We start from the raw sequence: 20,955 nt of genomic DNA, 5'->3' as shown, positions 1-20,955 counted from the left end.
AGCCGGCCACGTCAGGCGTCCAGGCCGCGAAGCACCAGCGGCAGCCGGGTCACGCCGCCGTCCACCACCCGGACCGGTACGCCCCAGTCCTGCCGGGTCAGGTGGCACGCCGCGTGCTCGACGTCCGCGTCACAGGTCGCCGCCTGCGCGGTCACCTGAAGCACCCCCGCGGTAACCTCGCCGTTGAGCACCAGCCGGCGGGACAGTTCGGTGCCCGTGCCGGCACCGTCCACCAGCAGCTCCGGCGGGGACGCGGAGACCACCAGCCGGGTCGACGGCCCGTATGTCTCGTCAAGCTTCTGCCCCGGCGCCGGGGTGAAGACGATCTCCAGGGTGACCTCGCCGGCGGCGAGGTCGGTCGGCTTGCGCTCGGTGCGGTGCCGAGGCCCGTCCACCGTGCTGGCACCCGCCGCCGACAGGGCACCGGGGGCGAGCCGGGTCAACCGGTGCGCGGCGGACTCCACCACCAGCACCTCACCGGACGGGGTGAGCACCAGGTCGCTCGGCTCCGCCAGCCCGTCCGCGACGGTGGAGACCTGGTTGCTGGCCGGGTCGAAGCGGCGTACCGCGCCGTTGTACGTGTCCGCGATCAGCACCGAGCCGTCCGGCAGCGCGCACACGCCGAGCGGGTGCTGGAGCAGCGCCGACTCCGCCGGACCGTCCACGTGCCCGAAGTCGAACAGGCCCTGCCCGACGGCGGTGCCCAGCACACCGTTCTCGACGTACCGGACGGCGCTGGACTCGCTGTCGGCCACCCAGAGCCGGGTGCCGTCGGCGGAGGTGGAGAGCCCCGACGGCTGGGCCATCCACGCCTCGGCCGCCGGACCGTCGCGCAACGCCTCCACTGTGGTGCCGGCGTACATGCCGGCGGTCCGCTTGATCGGGTCGAACCACCAGAGCTGGTGGATGCCGGCCATCGCGACGATCAGCTTGTCGTCGTACCAGGCCAGGTCCCACGGGGAGGAGAGGTCCACGGCGAACGCGTCGTGGGCGTGGTCGTCGACCTCGGCGCGCCACTGCCGCCCACTGCCGGCCACGGTGACCACCTCGCCGGACTCCAGCCGTACGCCGCGCAGCAGGTGGTTGACCGTGTCGGCCACCACCAGGTCGTAACCGGCCACCTCGGCGACGTGCGTGGGCAGCAGACACACCCCCTGCGGCTCGGAGAACGTCGCCGCGGCGGCCGGTCCGTCCGCCCGGCCGCGCTCGCCCGAGCCGATCCGACGCACCGGCGTCTCGCCGTCCGGGTCGATCTCGACCAGGGAGTGCCGGGCCGAGTCCGAGACCAGCAGGTTGCCGTTCGGCAGCAGCACCGCCTTACCCGGGAAGCGCAGCGCGGTCTCCGGTGCCGGCGGCGGGACGTACGGGCCGTTCCCCCGGTGCAGGGTGCCCTTGGCCTCGTGGGTGGCGATCAACTCGTCGATCAGTCGGGCCAGCCCCTCGGCGTGCCCCTCGCCGGCCATGGTGGCCACCACGTAACCCTCGGGGTCGATCACCGACAGGGTCGGCCAGGCCCGGGCCGCGTACTGCTGCCACATGTCCAGCTCAGGATCGTCGAGTACGGGGTGGTGCACCCCGTACCGCTCCACCGCGGCGGCGAGCGCGTCGGCGTCCTTCTCGTGCTCGAACTTCGGCGAGTGCACGCCGATCACGACGAGCACGTCGCCGTACTTCTCCTCCAGCGGGCGCAGCTCATCGAGCACGTGCAGGCAGTTGATACAGCAGAACGTCCAGAAATCCGCAATGACGATCTTGCCGCGAAGGTCGGCGAGCTTGAGGTCGCGTCCACCGGTGTTCAGCCAGCCCCGACCGCGCAGTTCGGGAGCCCGTACTCGTGCGCTCATGCACCCATCGTGCCTGACCATCGGCCCGCGTCCGGCCGGAGGGGGCGAGATTCGGTACCACCTGCGGGTACGACGACGGCGGGGTCACGGTTGCCCGTGACCCCGCCGTCGGTGCAGCTACTTCGTGGCCGGCTTCAGGCAGAGCACCCGGTTGGTGCCCTCACCCGGCAGCACCACGTGGGGCTGCGTCGTGTCGGTGCACTTCTCCTTGGCGTCCACCTTCGAGACGATCGTGAACGCGCCCGCCTCGCCGCAGTCCGCCGCCGAGGCGCCGCCCTGCCCGGACTGCTTCACGCAGGTGCCGACCGCCGGGTCGAAGGTTGGCGTGTCGTTCCCGCCGACCTTGCCGAGCAGCAGCAGCAGGCCGAGTGGCACCGCCAGGATGAGCATCGCGGCGATCAGCACCGCGGCCAGCACCCGGCCGTTGCGCACCTTCGGCGTCGGTGGCTCCACCTTCGGCTCGTCGGCGTCCGGCTTGAACGCGTCGAACCGGCCCTGGTCCCCCTGGCCGGTCTCCTGGCCCCAGGACGGCGCGGACTGCGGCGGTGGCGGGAACGACGGCGGGAAGCCGCTGCCCGGCACCGGTTCGGTCGCCGGCCCGGAGCCCGGGCCACCGAAGTTCGGCGCACCGAAGGTCGCCGTTCCGTTCGCGGTGCCGGTGGCAGGCGCCCCGGGGCCGCCGAACTGGTCCGCCGGCGGTTCGGCACCGGAGTGCGGGCGGGTGCCGTTCACCGGCCTGTTGTTGCCCGGGGCGTCGACGAAGGACGGCACACCGGGCGGGAACGCCGGCGGTGCCGACGGGGCCTCGTTGAACGCGTTCGGTGCGGGCTGCCGGTCGTCGAAGCGCGGATCGGCCGGGGACTCGCCGCCCCAGCCGGGCCCAGCCTGCCGCTGCGCGTCGTTCTGCCAGTCGGGTGCGGACTGCTGCCGCTGCCCCTCGTGCTGCCAGTCGGGCGTGGCCTGCCGTGGCGCGTCGTTCTGCCACTCCGGAGCACCCTGGCGGTCGGCGCCCGAGTCGCCCTGGAACGCCTCCGGCTCCGGCTCGGCCTCCGGCTCCGATCGTGCCGGACGGCCGTACACCCGGGGTTGCGGGGTGGCCGTGCCGGTCGGTCGGATGGCCTGGTCGGTCGGGGGCATCACCCGGCTGGCCAGCGGCACCGAAGCGCTCGCCGTGGCCCGGGCCGCTGCGCCGGCTGCCGACTCGGCGTCCGACACCGGTACGACCGCGCGGCCCGCTCCGGACTCCGGAGAGGTACGCGGGGCGGGCACCACAGCGCCGCTCGCGGAGACGTCCTCGGGGCGGCCACCGTACTGCGCGGCGGCGTCCGGGGTCTCGTAGGCGGGCTGCTCGGGGATCGGAGCGAACTGGGCCTGCGGCGCGTAGTCGGACGGCGGGGCGGCAGCCAGGCTGGCACCCGGGACGCGCTGCTCCTGCGGGGGCAGCGGCACCGCGTTCGCCGGCGAGATGCCCGGCGCGGGCCCGGGCTGGTAGGACGGTGCCTCGTCGCCTCGGTCCGCCTCCCAACCGCCGCGGGACTGGGCGGAAGCTTCGGCCTCCGCGCGACCCCACACCTCACCGGGGGCCCACGGCTCGACCTCCGGCACGCCGCCGGAGTTGCCCTGGGCGGCGTTGTCCGGGCCGGCGGCCCAGTTGGGCGCGCCACCGCTGGTGGGCACGCTGGCGCTGGCCCGGGCGGGGAGGTTGCTCGGCTCCGCCGGGGTCCACCCTGCCTGCTCCGGCCGCTCGGTCGGCTGCTCCGGTTGCGAGAGCACCCAGTCGGGCTGCTGCGGACGGCCCTCTGCCTCGCCCCAGGCGGCCGGCTGCGCGGGCTGGTCCTGCCGCGCGTCGTTGCCGTCGTTCCACCCGGCGGGCTGCGCCTGCTGCTGCTGCGCGGCCCACCCGCCGGAGTTGGCCGGATCGTCCTGTGCGGGCCAGTTCGTCGTCGGGGCCGGCACCTGGGCCGCGCCACGGGCCGGGTTCGGCTGGGCGGCCTGACCCCAGCCGGGGGCGGGCTGCTCGGTCGCTTCGGCGGGCTGACCCCAGGTCGGTGGCGACTGCTCCGCCGGCGTCCACACCGGCTGGTCGTCACGCGCGGCGCCGGTGGCGGGCCAGCCGCCATTGCCAGCGGCCTGGTCCTGCTGGGCGCCGCCGGACCAGCCGGCGGCCTGCGGTGCATCGGATTGCGGAGATTCGGTCGCCCGCCAGTCAGCGGCGGGCGGGCTGGCCTGCGCCGCGCCGCCCCAACCGCTGGCCCGGTCCTCCTGGGCGGGCCAGGCGGCGGTGGCCGGGGGAACCTGCGCGGCACCCCGTGCGGCTGGCTGGGCCTGCACCCAGTCCGGCTGCTCTGCGGGGGCGTTCGGGGTCCAGGTCGGGGCGGGTGCGCCCTGCTCGGCGGGCGTCCAGCCCTGCTGCTGCGCGGCCCAGGGGTCGGGCTGTGCCGGAGCTGGCGCGCCGTCGTTGCCGGGCCACGTGCCGGGCTGCTGCTGCGGCGGCTCGCTCGCGCCACCGCCGGCGGCCCAGGCGGGCTGCGCCGGGTCGTTGGGCTGCCCAGCGGCGGCGGCACCCCAGGCGGGGGCCGACGGCTGCTCGGACTGGGTCGCCCATGCCGGCGCCGACGGGTTGGGCCGCGTCGGGGGCGGGGGTGCCCAGCCCAGGTCGGGGCCGGCGGCGTTCTGGCCGTTGTCCGGCTGTGCCGGGCGGTCGCCGTACGGCGCCGGTCCGCCGGCGCCCGGCGACACCTCGTCCGGCTCTTGGCCGGGTCGGTGCGGGCCCTCGGACGTCATGGGTGCGCCTCCTCCATCACATGTCGGCTCGCCGGTGCCGATCGGTCTCCTCGGCGTGGCTGCCGGCGTCACCGGCGTACCGCTGTGCCGGCTCCCCGCACGGTATCGGGTGGTGGCACGACACGTCCAAGGAGCACTGGTCGTCACTCACCGTGGCCGGTTGATGTCGAGCAGTTTCTGTCGGCTCGGCCTCTGCCGGGTCGGCGGGCGGCGACCGAAGCCCACCGTACCGGGCGCTGCGGCAGGGCGGAATCCCGGTGGTGGTGGTTGGGAAACGCCGATGGCCCACCCGGTGGGCCGGGTGGGCCATCGATCTGGAGGAGGTGAGGAATGTCGTGGAGCGTCAGCTCATGTGACGCTGGGCGATGACGAGGATCTCCTCGCGAACCGCCGGCGAGTTCGCCGAGCGCAGCGCGTGCTCGATGGCACGGGCGCGGCGGGTCGCGTCGCGGTGGTTGCGGATTCGCTCGATCATGCTCATTGGTGGGTCCCCCTAGCTATTCGGTTGTCAGCCCCTGATGCATCTATTCAACAACAGAAGCCGGCGAAATTCCATCGATTATTAGGTGAGCTGAGACACCTGCCTAACAATCAAAGGTCAACAGGCCGTCTGACCGACGGTTCCGTCGCCCAATGGACACGGCCGGTGTGCCGGGCGTTAACCCGTGGCACACCGGCCGTGGCTGGCGTTCGAAACGATCAGGTCCAGGCGAGCAGCGCCGCCTCCGGATCCGCGAGGAAGTCGCCGACGTCCCGCAGGAACTTCGAGCCCAGCTCACCGTCGATGATCCGGTGGTCGAAGCTCAGCCCCAGCGTGGTGACCTGGCGAACCTTGACCTTGCCCTTGTGTACCCAGGGCATCTCCCGCACCGCGCCGAAGGCCAGGATCGCGGACTCACCCGGCGGCAGGATCGGTGTGCCGGTGTCCACCCCGAACACGCCGACGTTGGTGATGGTCAGGGTGCCGCCGGACATGGCCGCCGGCGAGGTGCGGCCGGACTTCGCCGTCTGCACCAGGTCGGTCAGCGCGTCCGCCAACTCCCGCAGCGAGAGTCGGCCGGCGTCCTTGACGTTGGGCACGATCAGACCGCGCTCGGTGGCCGCCGCGATGCCAAGGTTGACGTACTCCTTGACCACGATCTCGTCGCCGGCCCAGGTCGAGTTGACCATCGGGTGCCGTTGCACCGCCAGCAGCACCGCCTTCGCCACCAGCAGCAGCGGCGAGACCCGTACGTCGCGCCACTCCCGCCGGCCGCGCAGCCGGTCCAGGGCCTTCATCGCCCGGGTCACGTCGACGGTCAGGAACTCCGTCACGTGCGGGGCGGTGAACGCCGAGCGGGACATGTTCTCGGCGGTCAGCTTGCGGACGCCCTTGACCGGGATGCGCTGCTCCCGGTCCGTGCCGAAGCTCGCGGCGCTGGTGGCCGCCGACGTCACCGTGATCGGCTCCGCCGCCGCCACGGCACCGCTCGCGGCCTGCTGCACGTCCTCCCGGGTGATCGAGCCGAGCGGCCCCGACCCGGTCAACGTGCCAAGGTCGACCCCGAGATCCTTGGCGAGCTTGCGCACCGGCGGCTTCGCCAACACCGCCCCGCCGCTCGCCCCATTGCGTCGATCATGGACTTGTGCCGCCGGACTTGTGGAGGTGGCAGCTGGTTTGTCACCCGCCACAACTGCATGATCGACCCCAGCAGGGGTGGGAGCCGTGGCCTGCGCCGGGACGCCGCCCTTGCGCGGACGACGCTTTGCGGCAGTCGTGCGGGGGCCGTAGCCGACCAGGACCGCTGTCCGCCCGCCCGGGGCCGCACCGCCGATCAGGCCGGGCTCGATCATGCCCTCGGCCGGTGCCACCTCCACCGCCGCCAGCGAGGCCGCCGACGGGGTGGGCAAATCACCGCTCGGCGTGGCCGTGGTCGACGGCGCCTCCAGCGGCCCGGCACCCGGGTCGGTGTCGATCGCGATGATCGGCGTACCGACCTCGACAGTGGTGCCCTCCGGGTGGTGGATCGCCTGGACCTGGCCGGCCCACTTCGCCGGGATCTCCACGGCCGCCTTCGCCGTCTCCACCTCGACGATCGGCTGGTTCAGCTCGATGGTGTCGCCGACCTTGACCAGCCAGGCCAGGATCTCGCCCTCGGTCAGCCCTTCGCCCAGGTCGGGCAGGTTGAACGTCTTGATCCGGGACATGTCGCTCACCAGCCGAAGGTGCGGTCGACGGCGTCGAGCACCCGGTCGAGATCGGGCAGGTACTCCTCCTCCACCCGGGCGGCCGGGTAGGGGGTGTCGAAGCCGGTCACCCGCAGCACGGGCGACTCCAGGGAGTAGAAGCACTCCTCGGTGATCCGGGCGGCCAACTCGGCGCCGAGGCCGATGTTGGACGGCGCCTCGTGCACCACGACCACCCGACCGGTGCGCTTCACCGACTCGTACGCCGCGGTCAGGTCCAGCGGCGAGAGCGAGCGCAGGTCGATGACCTCCAGCTCCCGGCCGTCCTCGGCGGCGGCGGTCGCCGCATCCAGGCAGGTCCGCACCATTGGGCCGTAGGCCAGCACGGTGACGTCGGTGCCGGGCCGCACGACCCGGGCCGAGTGCAGGGGGTACGCGTCGGACAGCGGCGCGTCCAGGTCGACCTGGCCCTTCTCCCAGTAGCGCCGCTTGGGCTCCAGGAAGACGATCGGGTCGTCCGAGGCGATGGCCTGCTGGATCATCACGTACGCGTCCTGCGGGTTGGAGCAGGTCACCACCTTCAGGCCGGCGGTGTGCGCGAAGTACGCCTCCGGCGACTCGGAGTGGTGCTCGACCGCGCCGATGCCGCCGCCGAACGGGATCCGGATCACCATGGGGATGCTGAGCCTGCCGCCCGAGCGGTAGTGCATCTTCGCCACCTGCGACACGATCTGGTCGTACGCGGGGTAGACGAAGCCGTCGAACTGGATCTCGCAGACCGGCCGGTAGCCGCGGATGGCCAGACCGACAGCGGTGCCGATGATGCCGGACTCGGCCAACGGGGTGTCGATCACCCGCTGGTCGCCGAAGTCCTTCTGGAGGCCGTCGGTGATCCGGAAGACGCCGCCGAGCTTGCCGACGTCCTCGCCCATGATGACGACCTTGGGGTCGTTCTCCAGGGCGCGGCGCAGACCGGTGTTGAGGGCCTTGCCGATGGTGAGCGTCTCCGTGGCCATCAGTGGGCGCTCCCCTCGAACGACTCCATGTAGCGGCTGAACTTCGCGCGCTGCTCGTCGAGCAGCGGAGACCCGTTGGGGTAGACGTGGTCGAACATCGTCACCGGCTCCGGGTTCGGCATCTCGAGCACCCGCTCGCGCAAGTGCACCGACTCGCGGCGGGCCTGCTCGTCGACCTCGGCGAAGAAGTCCGCGTCGGCGATCTGCTGCTTCTCCAGGAAGGCCTTGACCCGGGCGATCGGGTCCTTGGCCTGCCACGCCTCGACCTCGCTGGCGATGCGGTAGCGGGTCGGGTCGTCGGAGGTGGTGTGCGCACCCATCCGGTAGGTGTACGCCTCGATCAGGCTCGGGCCCTGCCCGAGGCGGGCGTTGTCCAGCGCGGTGCGGGTGACCGCGTACGTGGCGAGCACGTCGTTGCCGTCCACCCGTACGCCGGGGAAGCCGAAGCCGGCGGCCCGCTGGTAGAGCGGGACACGGGTCTGGCGCTCCAGCGGCTCGGAGATCGCGTACTGGTTGTTCTGGCAGAAGAAGACCAGCGGCGCGTTGAAGACGCTGGCCCAGACGAACGCCTCGTTCACGTCGCCCTGGCTGGTGGCGCCGTCGCCGAAGTAGGCGATCGCCGCCTCGCCGTCGTCGGTGCCGGTCTTGCCGTCGATGGTGATCCCCATCGCGTAGCCGGTGGCGTGCAGGGTCTGCGCCCCGATGACGATGGTGTACATGTTGAACTTGAACTCGTTCGGGTCCCAGCCGCCCTGGTCGACGCCGCGGAACAGGCCGAGCGGCATGATCGGGTCGATGCCCCGGCAGTAGAGGACGCCGTGCTCCCGGTAGGTCGGGAAGGCCATGTCCTGGGTACGCAGCGCCCGCCCGGAGCCGACCTGGGCGGCTTCCTGGCCGAGCAGGCTGGCCCAGAGGCCCAGCTCGCCCTGACGCTGGAGAGCTGTCGCCTCGGCGTCCAACTTCCGGACCAGCACCAGGTCGCGGTAGAGACCGCGGTACTCCTCGTCGGTGAAGTCGACGCGGTACTCGGTGCCGTCCGGCCCGGTGGCGCTGTCGATCCGCTCGCCTTCGGGAGTGAGTAGCTGCACCAGCGCGGGGTCGCCGGCCGCGCCCTTCCTGGAGCGGGATGCAGCCCGCCTGCTGCGGGTGGTGCCCCCGGGGTCGCCCTTTGCCATCGGTCTCTCCCTGTCGTGTCTGCGTCGGCACCGGGGGGTCACCCGGCCGCGCAACTCGTGCGCCTGCCCGGCTGCTGCCGGACCGGTTCCTGGCGGCCGCGCCTAGCCCCGGTGGGGGTTGCCGCACGGCGTGATCCGGGTTCTGGCCGAACCCGGATCGGGAGCGCCGGCGCCGGGCCGCGCCTGCCGCGAGGGTGCGCGGAGGTCACGGCTGCGTTGCCGTCGTGCTCCATATTCGCAGAGCAGGTGAGCGCGCCCACAGTACGCCTGCCCCCGCAATGCGGCCGCCCACGCTTTGACGCCGTTTGTCGCCATCATGCCGGCCCACGTCTCCCATGCGTTGCGGCACGATTCGTCACCGTTCGGGCAGCATCGCGTGTCGACACGCTGTGGGGGTTGGCTGACGCAGTGTGACTGCGCGAGGCTGATTCCCGCAGGATCGCGCCCTACCAGGTCATTTGTCGGGTTTTTGCCCCCTGGCGGCGTCCATTCATGTCCTCCGACGGCCGACGACTAGGGGTGTGCGGTGTACGAGCCAGGTGACGGTCCCGGCACACCAGCGCTTGGTCGACACCGGTCGGCTGGCGGCTACCGCCGGGTGGTCGGTGTCCACCGGGCTCCCGGCGCCGGTGGCCCCTCCCGCGGTTACCTGCTCACCGTCGCGCTGCTGGCCGGCACGGCGTCGATGCCCATCCTCGCCGCGATCAGCGCGGGCTCGGCCACCCCGGGCAGCACCGCCCTACCGGACAGCAGCACCCCGTTCATGCCGACCCCGTCCGTCGGGCCGGTGGTGATTCCCATGCCGGTGACCAGCCAACCACCGCTTCCCCCGCTCGGCACGCCCAGCGTCGGCCCCACCAGCGGCTGGCTGCCGGCCGCGCCGTCGCGTCCACGGGAAGGGGCCGCCGCCGTTCCCGGGCCCGCCCGGTGGACGGCCCCGCCGGTGGCACCGAAACCCACGCGGAGCACCTCGCCGCCGGTACCCCCGCCCGTCGCTCCACCACCGCCTACCGACCCGGACCCCGACCCCGACCCGACCGACCCGACCGATCCGCCGGACCCGGACCCGACCGACCCGGACCCGACCGACCCGGACCCGACCGACTCGCCGGACCCGGACCCCACCGACCCGGACCCGACCGGCTCGGCCGATCCCGATCCGACCCTGACGGTGGACCCGACGCCCACACTGGAGCCGACACTGGGGCCGACACCCACGCCGACCGACGACGCGACCGCGACCGCCCTGCCGACCAGCACCCGATCCGTCCCGGCTCCCACACCCACGCCGCCCGCTTCACCGACGCACCGACCCAGTCCGGCGATCCCGTCGCCGTCGGCCGTCGCCTCGAAGCCCAGCGTCAGGCCGGCGCCCCTGGCCGTACCGACGTATCCTGCGGGTTGGCCGGCGGTACGGTGACGATCAGACGCGGCCCGTCCGGCGACGGCGGCGTTCGACGGTAGGCGCGTACCGGAGGGGGTGGCGTGGGCGGCGGTGCGGAACCCCGCCCGGTCACCACCCGGCCCGGCCCGGGGTTGCGGATCGCCCGGCTGGTCACCGAGGTGACCGCACCGGCGGTGCTCGTCTCGCTGCTGATCATCACGGTGAGCTGGCACAGCGCCAGCCGCCCCGGTCAGGGCCTCGTCTGGGGTCTGCTCGCCACCCTCTTCGTCACCGGCATCCCGTTCGCCTACATCGTCGGCGGGGTACGCCGTGGCCGGCTCACCGACCACCACGTCGGCCGTCGGGAACAGCGCCGGGCGCCGTTGCTGGTCGGCCTCGGTTCGGTCGCGGCAGGGCTCGCCCTGCTCGGCGTGCTCGGCGCGCCCCGCCCGGTGCTGGCACTGGCGGTGTCCGGCCTCGTCGGCCTCGTGGTGGCCGTGTCGGTCAGCCACTGGTGGAAGATGTCGATCCACTCGGCGGTGGCCGCCGGGACGCTGGTCATCCTGATGCTGACCTTCGGGACGCGGCTTGTCGTCGCCGCACCGCTGCTGGCGCTGGTCGGCTGGTCCCGGGTACGGCTGCGGGACCACACGCTCGCGCAGGTGCTGACCGGAGGTGCGCTCGGCGCCCTGATCGCCGCGGTGATCTTCGGCCCGCTGCGCTAGCCCGCCCCAGGGCGGGCGGTGGGCCGCTCGGCCCCCTGGCGGGCGATGCCGGCCCGCCCCAGGGCGGGCGGCACGTAGCCGCCCACCCCTCGGACGCCGTCAGGCGCCGTCGTCGGCGAGGCGGTGGCGGTTCGCCTCGATCCACGCGTCCAGCGCGGCGGGGTCGTCAGGGTCCACCCCGTCGGCCATCAACTGCGCCACCGCGGCGGTGGCCGCGCTGCGCCGCTCACCGGTCGAGTAGAGGCGGGCGAACTCCGGCACCATCTCCTCGATCGCCTCGTCGGTGCGCGTCGCCGCCGCCTCGGGCAGCCCGCGCTGGCGCGACGCGTACCGCGCCCAGGCCCGCAGCACCCGGGGAAGCATCGCCGCGTCGTCCATGTCCAGTACGGCACGGCGGTGCACCCAGTCGAGCAGGAAGAGTCCGGACACCGCGGGACTCCAGCGCATCGGATCGGCATCCGGGAAGCTCGCCGAGTGGTCCAGCAGCAGGCTCAGACAGAAGTGCAGGGAGGCCAACTCCGGGCCGTCGACGGTGTCCAGCCCGAAGCGGGCGGCCTCCGGCGCGGCGAGGAACCGCCGGACCAGGTCGGTGCGCTCGGCCGCGGAGAGCGGCTCGACCTCCGCCGGACCGGTCGGGTCGGCCGCGGTGGGCAGTATCGCCAGCCGGGCCCCGACCAGTGCGCGGTCGGTGGCGAGTGACCCTTCGCCAGGCAACTCGCCCAGGTCGTCGGTGACCGCCAGATGGCGTGCCACCTCGCCCCGGAACCGGGCTGGATCTTCGGTACGGAACCAGGTCAGCTCGTCGTCGGCGCACATCTGCCGGACCTGGTCCAGGATCCGTTCGGCCGGCCCGCCCACGAAGATGTCCTTGGTGATCCCGATGTTGTGGTCCACCAGGGCCACCAGCGCGTGCTCCGAGCCGCCGGACTCGTCGTCGTAGGCGAAGGTCGCGAGGTACGAGGTCTGGTCGCCGTACACGTCGCCGTACGCCCAGGTGCCGGTGAGGTGCACCCGGCCCAGCTGGGCCGTCCAGGTGGGCGCCTGGCTGCCCGGACGCACCCGATCGGTGCCCTCGGCGGTCGGGACGAGGGTGGCGAAGACCTGCCGGATGGTGGTCGCCGCCGCGATCCTGCGGCGGGCGGTGGCGGCGAGGAAGCCGGTGACGAACTCCCGTACGGCGGCGTCACGGTCGGTCTCCGCGATCGCGTAGACACTGCCCAGCAGGGCACTGCCGAGCATCTCGGCGTCGAGAGCGGACTCCAGCTTGGTCACGTCGCGTGCGGCGTGCAGCACCGCGTCGTAGGGGGTCTGAGGCGTGGCCATGCTCCGACCCTACGCCGCCTGAGGCGTACGCAGAGCGGTAGCGAGCCGTGCGAAGCGTCAGCGGCGTGCGGCGTCCCGCAGCGCGTCGCGTGCCTGCGCGTACGAGCCGAGCACGACCCGTACCGGTGTCAGCACGTACTCGTCGCCCACCTGGGCGACCCGCGCAGTCAGCCGCTGGTCGGCGCGGGCCCGGGCGCGCCGGGCGGCCCAGCGCACCACCGGCCGGGTCAGCGCCGCCACCAGCAGCCCGGCCAGCAGGCCGCCGAGCAGCAGCACGGTCGGCAGCGGCACCTGGCCGACCATCGGGTTGTCCAGCGCGGGCAGGCCGAGCGCCCGCAGCGCGTAGCCGAGCACCAGCCAGCCCAGCCCGACCACGGCGGCGAGGGTGACCAACCACTGCACACCGCCGACGAACCGCCACCACAGCGGGCGACGGTCGAGGCCGAGGTCGGTGCCGGCGATGGTGCGATCCAGGGCGTCCGGCAGGTCGCCGAGGCGGGACCGGGCGGCGGAGGTCACCGCACCGGGCCAGGCGGCGGGCAGGTCGGCGGCGGCCCGGTCGGCCACCGCGCGGATGGCGAGACCGAGCGCCGAGCGCTGGGCGGCCGTCGGGTCCGGTACCGAGGTGGCCGCCACCAGGCTCTCCGCCGGGTCGGTCTGGTCGCCGGTCGGGCCGGGCAGGTGCAGCCGACGCAGCGGGTCGGGCCGCAACCGCCGCCAGCCCCGCACCACGGGCCAGCCGGTGGCCGCGCCGGCCCGGTGCCGGTACGCCCGCTCCACGGCCTCGGTCACCGCCGGCACCCCGGCCGCCCCGGCCAGCGCCCGGTTCAGCCCCTTGACGGCGGTGTCGTCCGGCCCTCCCGCCGGCCGGGCCGAACCGACCAGCTCGTCCAGGCCGGCGACGACCGTGTCGACGTCACCCGCGAGCCGACGCAACGCCGCCTGCCGCTCGGCGACAGTGCGCTCCAGCGCGTTGCGCAGCCCGACCATCCCGGTCGGATCGATGGCGGTGGTGGCCAGCAGGGGCACCCCGGTCAGCCCGTCGGTGTCGAGCAGCCGACGCAGGTCGTCCAGGACCCGGGGCACCTCGGCCGGGGGCAGCCGGTCGGCCTGGTTGAGCACGACCAGTGTGACGTCGCGGTGCCGGTGGAACTCGCGCAGGTAGCTGTCGTGGATGACCCGGTCGGCGTACTTCTGCGGGTCGACCACCCAGACCACCTGGTCGACCAGGCCGAGGAGTCGGTCCACCTCGAGCCGGTGCGATCGCTGCACCGAGTCGAAGTCGGGCAGGTCGAGCAGGATCAGCCCGTGCAGGGCCGTCTCGTCGTCCGCGTCCAGGGCGCTCTCCCTGACGAAGCGGTGTCGGGGCAGTACGCCGATCCAGTCGAGCAGATGGTTGGCGCCCTCCAGCGGCCCCCACACACAGGCGTGGGTGACGCCGGTGGTCGGCCGGCGGACCCCGACCGGCGAGAGTTCCAGTTGGGCCAACGCGTTGAAAAGGCTGGACTTGCCGCTGCCCGTAGCACCGGCCAGGGCGACCACTGTGTGGTCCCGGGAGAGTGCGAGCCGGGTGCCGGCCCGTTCGACCAGGGTGTGCGCGGGCACCAGGTCGGCGTCGGGCAGCAGACCGTCCACGGCGGTCAGGAACCGGCGTACCGCGTCCAGGCGGGCGATCAGCGCGTCGGCGTCGACCCGCTGGTCTCCGCGGAACACCTCGCGTACCCGGCCGGCGATGTTGCTCACCGGGAACCCTCCTCGTCGGCGGCGGACAGGCCGCTGCGGTGCCGGGCCAGCTCGACCCGGCCGGCGGCCCGGCGCAGCCCGTCGCCGGCATCCTCGGCGGGGCGGGCGTCGGCGGTGCGGCTCAAGAAGCGGTCGGCCTCCGTGTCGAGCAGCGTCCGCACCCGGTCCAGTAGGTCGGTGCGGGCCTTGGCGGCGAGGGTACGCACCGCCTGGTCGCCGAAGATCGCCTGGAGGACGGCCTGTGCGGCGACCGTGGTGCCGGCCCCGGTGGCCAGCTCCAGCCCGGTCGGGATGAACGCGGTGGAGGCGAAGACGGCGATCATCACGGCCAGCCCGGTGGCGTTCACCGCGTACGCGGCGGTGCGGGCCACGAACCGTTTGTCACCGCCCTCGACCCGGACCAGTTCCAGCACTCCGCGCTGCCAGTCCCGGACCATGCGCTCGGCGCGTTCGGGTAGGTCGGCGCTCGGGTGGGCGAGCGCCGGGTCGAGCAGCCCGGCGCCGGCCGGGTGTGCCTTCCACCCGGTGTACGCGGCCTCGGCGGCCTCCGAGGCCACCCCGCGCAGCAGCGTCACCAGTTGGGACTCGATGGCGTTGCGCAGCTCGGCTGCGGGTGCCGGCCGGCCGGTGACGGCGGCCACGACCCGGTCCCGGAGGCGGCCGATCCGTGCCTCCAGCGTGCGGAACAGCTCGCCGGTGCCGACGAACTCCTGCCAGCGGGCGAGCACCTCACCCCGCAGCAGCCGGCCGTCCTGGAGCCCCTGCTCGACGGTCCGCTCGGCACCCCGGTAGGCGGCCCGGACCCGTTCGTCCAGCCCGTCGGCGGCGGCGAGCTGCTCGTCGGCGGCGTCGGCCAGATCCTCCACAGCGGGGTGGAGTGCGGCCAGCGCCCCGTCGAGGGTCTGGCGGACCACCGCCGCCCGCGCGTCCACGTCGGCGGCCAACCGGGCGAACCAGTCGGCCAGTGGGGCGGTGACTCCCTCGGGCAGCAGCCCCTGACCGTCGACCCAGGTCTCGGGCAACACGAACAGCGGCGCGCGCCCGAGGTCCTGCTCGGCGAGCATCTCGGTCAGGTGCGCGGCGATCTCGTCGGTGGCCTCGGCGGGCACCCGGTCCAGCACCATGGCGATCACCGCGCCGCGCGCCCGGGCACTGCGCAGCAGCTCCCAGGGCACCGCGTCGGCGTACCGGGCGGCGGTGGTGACGAAGAGCCACAGGTCGGCGGCGGCCAGCAGTTGGGTGGCGAGTGCCCGGTTGGCGTCGACGACCGAGTCGATGTCGGGCGCGTCGAGGAAGGCCAGCCCGGCGGGCAGGGCCGGGGCGGTGACGAGGTGCAGGGCGCGCGGATCGTCGCTCGGCTCGGTGGTGCGGGTCAGCCCGGGCAGGAGGTCACCCTGCCGGAACCAGGCCGCGTCGGACGGGTTGCAGACCAGCACCGGGGAGCGGGTGGTCGGCCGGAGCACGCCGGCGGCGCTGACCCGGGCCTTGACCAGGCTGTTGACCAGGGTCGACTTACCCGCGCCGGTGGAGCCGCCGACCACCACGAGCAGTGGGGCGTCCAGCCGGGCGAGCCGGGGCAGCAGGTAGTCGTCGAGTTGGTCGGTGAGTGCCGCGGCGGTGTGCCGGGCAGAGTTGGCAGAGGGCAGCGCGAGGGGATACCGGGTCGCGCCGATCGCCTCCCGGAGGCCCGACAGTGCGCCGGGGAGGCTGTCGTCCCCGGTGGTGGCGGGCGGCTCCTCCGCGGCGTCCGGCGGGTCGGTACGGGCTGCGACGGCGGGCGCACCGGAACTGGTGGCGGGATCGCCGTGCGTCGTCACCGCTAAAGCGTGCCCGACCGATGCAAGGGAAGACAACCGGACGGTAATAACGGCTGGGTTGCGTCGGGTTGACTCAAGTCAACTTGACGATTGGCCAACGCGTGGCACTATTGAGTCAAGTTCACTCAACTTGTGGTGGGGCCCGCTGCGGGCGGTGCTCGCCAGCAGCCCACGGGCGACGCCCGTCACCTGCACAACCTTACGAAGCGAGGAAGCGAAGATGGCACGTGCGGTCGGTATCGACCTCGGCACGACGAACTCCTGCGTCAGCGTTCTCGAGGGCGGTGAGCCCACCGTCATCGCCAACGCTGAGGGGTCGCGGACGACTCCTTCGATCGTCGCGTTCGCCCGTAACGGCGAGGTGCTCGTCGGTGAGGTCGCCAAGCGCCAGGCGGTGACCAACCCGGACCGGACGATCCGTTCGGTCAAGCGGGAGGTCGGCACGAACTGGTCCGTCGACATCGACGGCAAGAAGTACACCCCGCAGGAGATCTCGGCCCGGACGCTGATGAAGCTCAAGCGGGACGCCGAGGCGTACCTGGGTGAGCAGATCACCGACGCGGTGATCACCGTTCCGGCCTACTTCAACGACAGCCAGCGCCAGGCCACCAAGGAGGCCGGTGAGATCGCCGGCTTCAACGTGCTGCGGATCGTCAACGAGCCGACCGCGGCCGCCCTGGCGTACGGGCTGGACAAGGGCTCCAAGGAGCAGACCGTCCTGGTCTTCGACCTCGGCGGCGGCACCTTCGACGTGTCGCTGCTGGAGCTGGCCGAGGGCGTCATCGAGGTCAAGTCGACCAGCGGTGACAACCACCTCGGTGGCGACGACTGGGACCAGCGGATCATCGACCACCTGGTCAAGACGTTCCGTGGTGAGCACGGCATCGACCTCGGTCAGGACAAGATGGCCCTCCAGCGGCTCCGTGAGGCCGCCGAGAAGGCCAAGATCGAGCTGTCCGCCGCCACCACCACCAACATCAACCTGCCGTACATCACCGCCGGCGCGGCCGGCCCGCTGCACCTCGACGTGACGCTCAGCCGCGCCGAGTTCCAGCGGATGACGCAGGACCTGCTGGACCGTTGCAAGGGCCCGTTCGAGCAGGCCGTGAAGGACGCCGGGATCAAGATCTCCGACGTCGAGCACGTCATCCTGGTCGGCGGTTCGACCCGGATGCCCGCCGTGACCGACCTGGTCAAGCAGCTCACCGGTCGCGACCCCAACAAGGGCGTCAACCCGGACGAGGTGGTCGCCGTCGGCGCCGCTCTCCAGGCCGGTGTGCTCAAGGGTGAGGTCAAGGACGTCCTGCTGCTCGACGTGACCCCGCTGAGCCTGGGCATCGAGACCAAGGGTGGCATCTTCACCAAGCTGATCGAGCGCAACACCACCATCCCGACCAAGCGTTCCGAGGTCTTCACCACGGCGGACGACAACCAGCCGTCGGTGCTGATCCAGGTGTTCCAGGGTGAGCGGGAGATCGCGGCGTACAACAAGAAGCTCGGCACCTTCGAGCTGACCGGCCTCCCGCCGGCGCCGCGCGGCGTGCCGCAGATCGAGGTCGCCTTCGACATCGACGCCAACGGCATCGTCAACGTGCACGCCAAGGACCTGGGCACCGGCAAGGAACAGAAGATGACGATCACCGGCGGCTCCTCGCTGCCGAAGGACGACATCGAGCGGATGCGCCGGGACGCCGAGGAGCACGCGGAGGAGGACAAGCGCCGCCGCGACGACGCCGAGACCCGCAACGTGGCTGAGGCGCTCCAGTGGCAGACCGAGAAGTTCCTCGCCGAGAGCGGCGACAAGCTGCCCGGTGAGAACCGCGAGCAGCTCAATGAGGCGCTCGGCGAGCTGCGTGGCGCCCTCGGCGGTCAGGACATCGAGAAGATCAAGTCGGCGCACGAGAAGCTGGCTCAGGTCTCCCAGCAGGCCGGTTCGCTGCTCTACTCGTCTCAGGCCGAGCAGGGTCAGCAGCCGGGTGGCGAGCCCGGCCCGGGTGCGACCGGCGCGACCGGTGCGACCGGCGCGCAGGCCGGCGGCTCCGACGACGTGGTCGACGCGGAAATCGTGGACGAGGACGGCAAGAAGTGACCGTCGGCCTCCGACACGTTTCCACCGCGAAGGGGATGAGGTAGCCGCATGACGCAGAAGCCACGAGCCGCCGACCCGGGCGACACCGGGTCGACGCCGGGTGGCTCCGCGAACACGGAGCCGACCGGCGACGGGGAGCGGGTCGTCATCCGCAACAACCGCAAGCTCGTCGACACCGCCGAGCCGGAGGGGACCGCCGCCGACGCGGAGAGCGGTGTGCCGGCCGAGGGTCTGGTCGAGGACGCCGAGGTCGTGGTCGACGAGATCGAGGTCGAGGTCAACTCCACCGACGGGCCGGAGCCGTCCGGTCCGCCGGTGGTGGACGCCCCGGCGCAGCCGGTGGACGGCGGCGGCGCGGGCACCTCGCTCGGCGCCGAGCTGGAAGCGCTCCGGGCCGACCTTGACGAGCGGACCAGGGACCTGCAGCGGGTGTCGGCGGAGTACGCCAACTACCGCAAGCGGGTCGACCGTGACCGCAGCCTCGTACAGGAGCAGGCGACCGGCTCGGTGTTGGCCGCGCTGCTGCCGATCCTGGACGACCTGGACCGGGCCCGGGAACACGGCGACCTGGTCGGGCCGTTCGGCACGGTGGCGGAACAGCTCACCACCGCGCTGGGCAAGTTCGGCCTGAACGCCTTCGGCGAGCAGGGCGACCCGTTCGATCCGACCCGGCACGAGGCGGTCGCGCACCAGACCTCGGCCGACGTCAGCGAGCCGACCTGCGTACAGGTCATGCGACGCGGCTACCAGCTCGGTGAGCGGCTGCTGCGCCCCGCGCTGGTCGCGGTCGCGGATCCGGAATAGTGCCAGACAGTGACCGGGCCGTCCCGCCCACCGTTCAGCGGTGGGCGGGACGGCCGGGCCACCAGGGTCGGAAGGAGGTGGACCGGTGAGTTCGAAGGACTGGATCGAGAAGGACTTCTACGCCGTGCTCGGCGTGGACAAGGCCGCCTCCGCGGATGACATCAAGAAGGCGTACCGCAAGGTGGCCCGGGAGTCGCACCCGGACCACAACCCGGGCGACCCGAAGGCCGAGGAGCGGTTCAAGGCCGCGTCCGAGGCGTACAACGTGCTGTCGGACAGCGGCCGCCGTCGCGAGTACGACGAGATGCGTTCGCTCTTCGGCTCGGGCGCGTTCCGGCGCAACGCCCGGGGTGGGGGTCAGCCGGGCGGCATGCCGTTCGACGTCTCCGACATGTTCGGCGGCGGCGCGGGCGGTGATCGTCGCTTCGGCGGCGCCGGCTTCCAGGACCTGTTCAGCTCGATCTTCAGCGGCGGTCAGGCCGGTGGGCAGGCCGCACCGCGCGGTCCGGCCCGTGGTCGGGACGTGGAGACCGAGGTGGCGCTGGACTTCGGCGACGCGGTGCGCGGAGTGACGCTGCCCCTGACGCTGCGCGCGCCGGGAGTCTGCGACACCTGCCACGGCAACGGGGCCAAGCCCGGCACCCAGCCGCGTACCTGCCCGGTCTGTCATGGCGCCGGCGTGACCACCCGCAACCAGGGGTCGTTCAGCTTCTCCGAGCCGTGCCGCAACTGCCAGGGCGTCGGCACCGTGGTCGAGGAGAAGTGCCCGGAGTGCCACGGCAGCGGCGGTGTCACCAAGACCCGCACCATGAACGTGCGCTTCCCGGCCGGTGTGGCCGACGGTCAACGGATCCGGCTGGCCGGGCGTGGCGAGCCGGGCGAGCGCGGTGGCCCGGCTGGCGACCTCTTCGTGCACGTCAAGGTTCGGCCGGACGAGCTGTTTGGGCGTACCGGGGACGACCTGACGCTGACCGTGCCGGTCACCTTCGCGGAGGCCGTGCTCGGCACGGACCTGAAGGTGCCCACGCTCGACGGCGCTGTGACCCTGCGGGTGCCGCCGGGGACGCCGAGCGGGCGGGTGCTGCGGGCCCGGGGCAAGGGTGTGGTCCGACGCGACGGGCAGGCCGGTGATCTGCTGGTCACGCTGGACGTGGTGGTGCCGGCCCGGTTGTCGGACGAGGCGCGCACGGCGCTGGAGTCGTTCGCCGAGCAGACCCCGCCGGCGGCCCGGGAACATCTCGACGCACGGGTGCGTCGAGTCAGTTAGTCCGGTGGAATGGACGCGGAGGTGAGCGGGATGTCGGGCGAGTTCCTCGGTTCGGGCGACCCTGCCTACGAGGCCAAGGTGCTGATGATCTCGGTAGCGGCACGGATGGCGGGGATGCACCCGCAGACCCTGCGCCAGTACGACCGGCTGGGGCTCGTGCAGCCCGGCCGAGCCGCTGGTGGCGGGCGTCGCTACAGCGTCCGCGACGTGGTGCTGCTGCGCGAGGTGCAGCGGCTCAGCCAGGACGACGGGATCAACCTGGCCGGCGTCAAGCGGATCATCGGCCTGGAGCGGCTGCTGGAGCAGGCGCAGCAGCGGGTGGCCCGGCTGGAGGCGGAGCTGGACGCCGCGTACCGCCGGGTGGCGGAGCTGGAGTCGTTGGCCCGCTTCCCGGGCCGGGATCTGGTGCCGACCAACCGCACGTCCACCGCCCTGGTGGTGTGGCGTCCCCGCCGGACGCCCGATCGCTGACCTGCCACTCACCCGGATCTGTCTTCTCGGCCCGGACCGCGCTGGATTCCCGGCGCGGTCCGGGCCGCTTCGGTTAGCCTGTCGATACGGGTCCAATCGGCTTAATCCGGACCTACCGGCATGGCGAGGGGGAGCGATGGCGGAACCGGCGAAGAAAGTGGCCCAGCAAACCGAGGACCGGTTGGAGAACCTGGCCGAGACCGTCCGCGAGAAGTTCGACAAGGTGACCGAGGGAAAATACCGGGACCGGATCGTCGCGGGCCGGTTCGCCGAGGACGGCGACGCCGGCGAACGGGACCGAGCCGAGACGGAACGCAAGCAGGACTGACCGGTGACCGACGTGCGGG

The 20,955-nt window shown here is 72.9% G+C and carries 16 protein-coding genes; 7 read left to right on the top strand and 9 right to left on the bottom strand.

What is annotated here, in order from left to right:
* Window positions 1-11: 11 nt before the first annotated feature.
* The 6 genes from ABTW72_RS05910 to pdhA form a co-directional block, all read right to left on the bottom strand.
* Complete coding sequence (locus ABTW72_RS05910; protein WP_350854823.1) at window positions 12-1,844, bottom strand: NHL domain-containing thioredoxin family protein; 1,833 nt, start codon at window positions 1,842-1,844, stop codon at window positions 12-14.
* 117 nt (window positions 1,845-1,961) lie between these two features.
* Window positions 1,962-4,628 (bottom strand): LppU/SCO3897 family protein, encoded by a 2,667-nt coding sequence (locus ABTW72_RS05905; protein WP_350854820.1) that lies wholly within the window; start codon window positions 4,626-4,628, stop codon window positions 1,962-1,964.
* 343 nt (window positions 4,629-4,971) lie between these two features.
* Complete coding sequence (locus ABTW72_RS05900) at window positions 4,972-5,109, bottom strand: hypothetical protein (protein WP_165435866.1); 138 nt, start codon at window positions 5,107-5,109, stop codon at window positions 4,972-4,974.
* A gap of 218 nt (window positions 5,110-5,327) precedes the next feature.
* Window positions 5,328-6,824 carry a dihydrolipoamide acetyltransferase family protein gene (locus ABTW72_RS05895; RefSeq protein WP_350854817.1) on the bottom strand — a complete coding sequence of 499 codons (1,497 nt, stop codon included), beginning with the start codon at window positions 6,822-6,824 and terminating at the stop codon, window positions 5,328-5,330.
* Entirely contained in the window at window positions 6,821-7,810 is a 990-nt protein-coding gene (locus ABTW72_RS05890) for an alpha-ketoacid dehydrogenase subunit beta (RefSeq protein ID WP_091396229.1), read from the bottom strand. The genes ABTW72_RS05895 and ABTW72_RS05890 overlap by 4 nt, the downstream gene beginning before the upstream one ends.
* Complete coding sequence (pdhA, locus tag ABTW72_RS05885) at window positions 7,810-8,985, bottom strand: pyruvate dehydrogenase (acetyl-transferring) E1 component subunit alpha (protein ID WP_091396226.1); 1,176 nt, start codon at window positions 8,983-8,985, stop codon at window positions 7,810-7,812. The genes ABTW72_RS05890 and pdhA overlap by 1 nt, the downstream gene beginning before the upstream one ends.
* 526 nt (window positions 8,986-9,511) lie before the next feature.
* Between pdhA and ABTW72_RS05880 the strand changes: the two genes are divergently transcribed.
* Both ABTW72_RS05880 and ABTW72_RS05875 read left to right on the top strand, forming a co-directional pair.
* Window positions 9,512-10,405, top strand: a complete 894-nt coding sequence (locus ABTW72_RS05880) for a hypothetical protein (RefSeq protein WP_350854814.1) — start codon at window positions 9,512-9,514, stop codon at window positions 10,403-10,405.
* Between the two features lie 65 nt (window positions 10,406-10,470).
* Window positions 10,471-11,094, top strand: a complete 624-nt coding sequence (locus tag ABTW72_RS05875) for a phosphatase PAP2 family protein (RefSeq protein ID WP_350854812.1) — start codon at window positions 10,471-10,473, stop codon at window positions 11,092-11,094.
* Between the two features lie 99 nt (window positions 11,095-11,193).
* Here ABTW72_RS05875 and ABTW72_RS05870 read toward each other — a convergent pair whose 3' ends face one another.
* From ABTW72_RS05870 to ABTW72_RS05860, 3 genes are read right to left on the bottom strand one after another with little or no spacing between them, the layout of a single operon-like run.
* Window positions 11,194-12,417, bottom strand: a complete 1,224-nt coding sequence (locus ABTW72_RS05870; RefSeq protein WP_350854809.1) for a hypothetical protein — start codon at window positions 12,415-12,417, stop codon at window positions 11,194-11,196.
* Window positions 12,418-12,474: 57 nt separating this feature from the next.
* Window positions 12,475-14,160, bottom strand: a complete 1,686-nt coding sequence (locus ABTW72_RS05865) for a GTPase (protein ID WP_350854807.1) — start codon at window positions 14,158-14,160, stop codon at window positions 12,475-12,477.
* Window positions 14,157-15,977, bottom strand: a complete 1,821-nt coding sequence (locus tag ABTW72_RS05860) for an ABC transporter (protein ID WP_350854804.1) — start codon at window positions 15,975-15,977, stop codon at window positions 14,157-14,159. Before ABTW72_RS05860 ends, ABTW72_RS05865 begins: the two co-directional genes overlap by 4 nt.
* 220 nt (window positions 15,978-16,197) lie before the next feature.
* Between ABTW72_RS05860 and dnaK the strand changes: the two genes are divergently transcribed.
* The 5 genes from dnaK (at window position 16,198) to ABTW72_RS05835 (ending at window position 20,936) form a co-directional block, all read left to right on the top strand.
* Window positions 16,198-18,066 carry a molecular chaperone DnaK gene (gene dnaK / locus ABTW72_RS05855; RefSeq protein WP_350854801.1) on the top strand — a complete coding sequence of 623 codons (1,869 nt, stop codon included), beginning with the start codon at window positions 16,198-16,200 and terminating at the stop codon, window positions 18,064-18,066.
* Between the two features lie 48 nt (window positions 18,067-18,114).
* Window positions 18,115-18,870, top strand: a complete 756-nt coding sequence (gene grpE, locus ABTW72_RS05850; protein ID WP_350854798.1) for a nucleotide exchange factor GrpE — start codon at window positions 18,115-18,117, stop codon at window positions 18,868-18,870.
* Between the two features lie 85 nt (window positions 18,871-18,955).
* Window positions 18,956-20,137 (top strand): molecular chaperone DnaJ, encoded by a 1,182-nt coding sequence (gene dnaJ / locus ABTW72_RS05845; protein ID WP_350854795.1) that lies wholly within the window; start codon window positions 18,956-18,958, stop codon window positions 20,135-20,137.
* Between the two features lie 30 nt (window positions 20,138-20,167).
* Window positions 20,168-20,608, top strand: a complete 441-nt coding sequence (locus tag ABTW72_RS05840) for a heat shock protein transcriptional repressor HspR (RefSeq protein ID WP_030332087.1) — start codon at window positions 20,168-20,170, stop codon at window positions 20,606-20,608.
* Between the two features lie 136 nt (window positions 20,609-20,744).
* Window positions 20,745-20,936, top strand: coding sequence for a hypothetical protein (locus ABTW72_RS05835; RefSeq protein ID WP_350854792.1), 192 nt, complete (start codon window positions 20,745-20,747; stop codon window positions 20,934-20,936).
* Window positions 20,937-20,955 lie beyond the last annotated feature (19 nt).

It is taken from the genome of Micromonospora sp. NPDC127501 (assembly GCF_040302185.1).
Classification (GTDB): Bacteria; Actinomycetota; Actinomycetes; order Mycobacteriales; family Micromonosporaceae; genus Micromonospora.
Note: the sequence above shows the minus strand (reverse complement) of the source record. Positions and strands in the feature narration are given on the sequence as shown.

Excerpts from the sequence above, each read along its gene's own strand:
- ABTW72_RS05870 (WP_350854809.1), bottom strand. The coding sequence starts at position 12,417 with ATGGCCACGCCTCAGACCCCCTACGACGCGGTGCTGCACGCCGCACGC.
- ABTW72_RS05900 (WP_165435866.1), bottom strand. The coding sequence starts at position 5,109 with ATGAGCATGATCGAGCGAATCCGCAACCACCGCGACGCGACCCGCCGC.
- ABTW72_RS05905 (WP_350854820.1), bottom strand. The coding sequence starts at position 4,628 with ATGACGTCCGAGGGCCCGCACCGACCCGGCCAAGAGCCGGACGAGGTG.
- ABTW72_RS05840 (WP_030332087.1), top strand. The coding sequence starts at position 20,168 with ATGTCGGGCGAGTTCCTCGGTTCGGGCGACCCTGCCTACGAGGCCAAG.
- grpE (WP_350854798.1), top strand. The coding sequence starts at position 18,115 with ATGACGCAGAAGCCACGAGCCGCCGACCCGGGCGACACCGGGTCGACG.
- pdhA (WP_091396226.1), bottom strand. The coding sequence starts at position 8,985 with ATGGCAAAGGGCGACCCCGGGGGCACCACCCGCAGCAGGCGGGCTGCA.
- ABTW72_RS05910 (WP_350854823.1), bottom strand. The coding sequence starts at position 1,844 with ATGAGCGCACGAGTACGGGCTCCCGAACTGCGCGGTCGGGGCTGGCTG.
- dnaK (WP_350854801.1), top strand. The coding sequence starts at position 16,198 with ATGGCACGTGCGGTCGGTATCGACCTCGGCACGACGAACTCCTGCGTC.
- ABTW72_RS05835 (WP_350854792.1), top strand. The coding sequence starts at position 20,745 with ATGGCGGAACCGGCGAAGAAAGTGGCCCAGCAAACCGAGGACCGGTTG.
- ABTW72_RS05890 (WP_091396229.1), bottom strand. The coding sequence starts at position 7,810 with ATGGCCACGGAGACGCTCACCATCGGCAAGGCCCTCAACACCGGTCTG.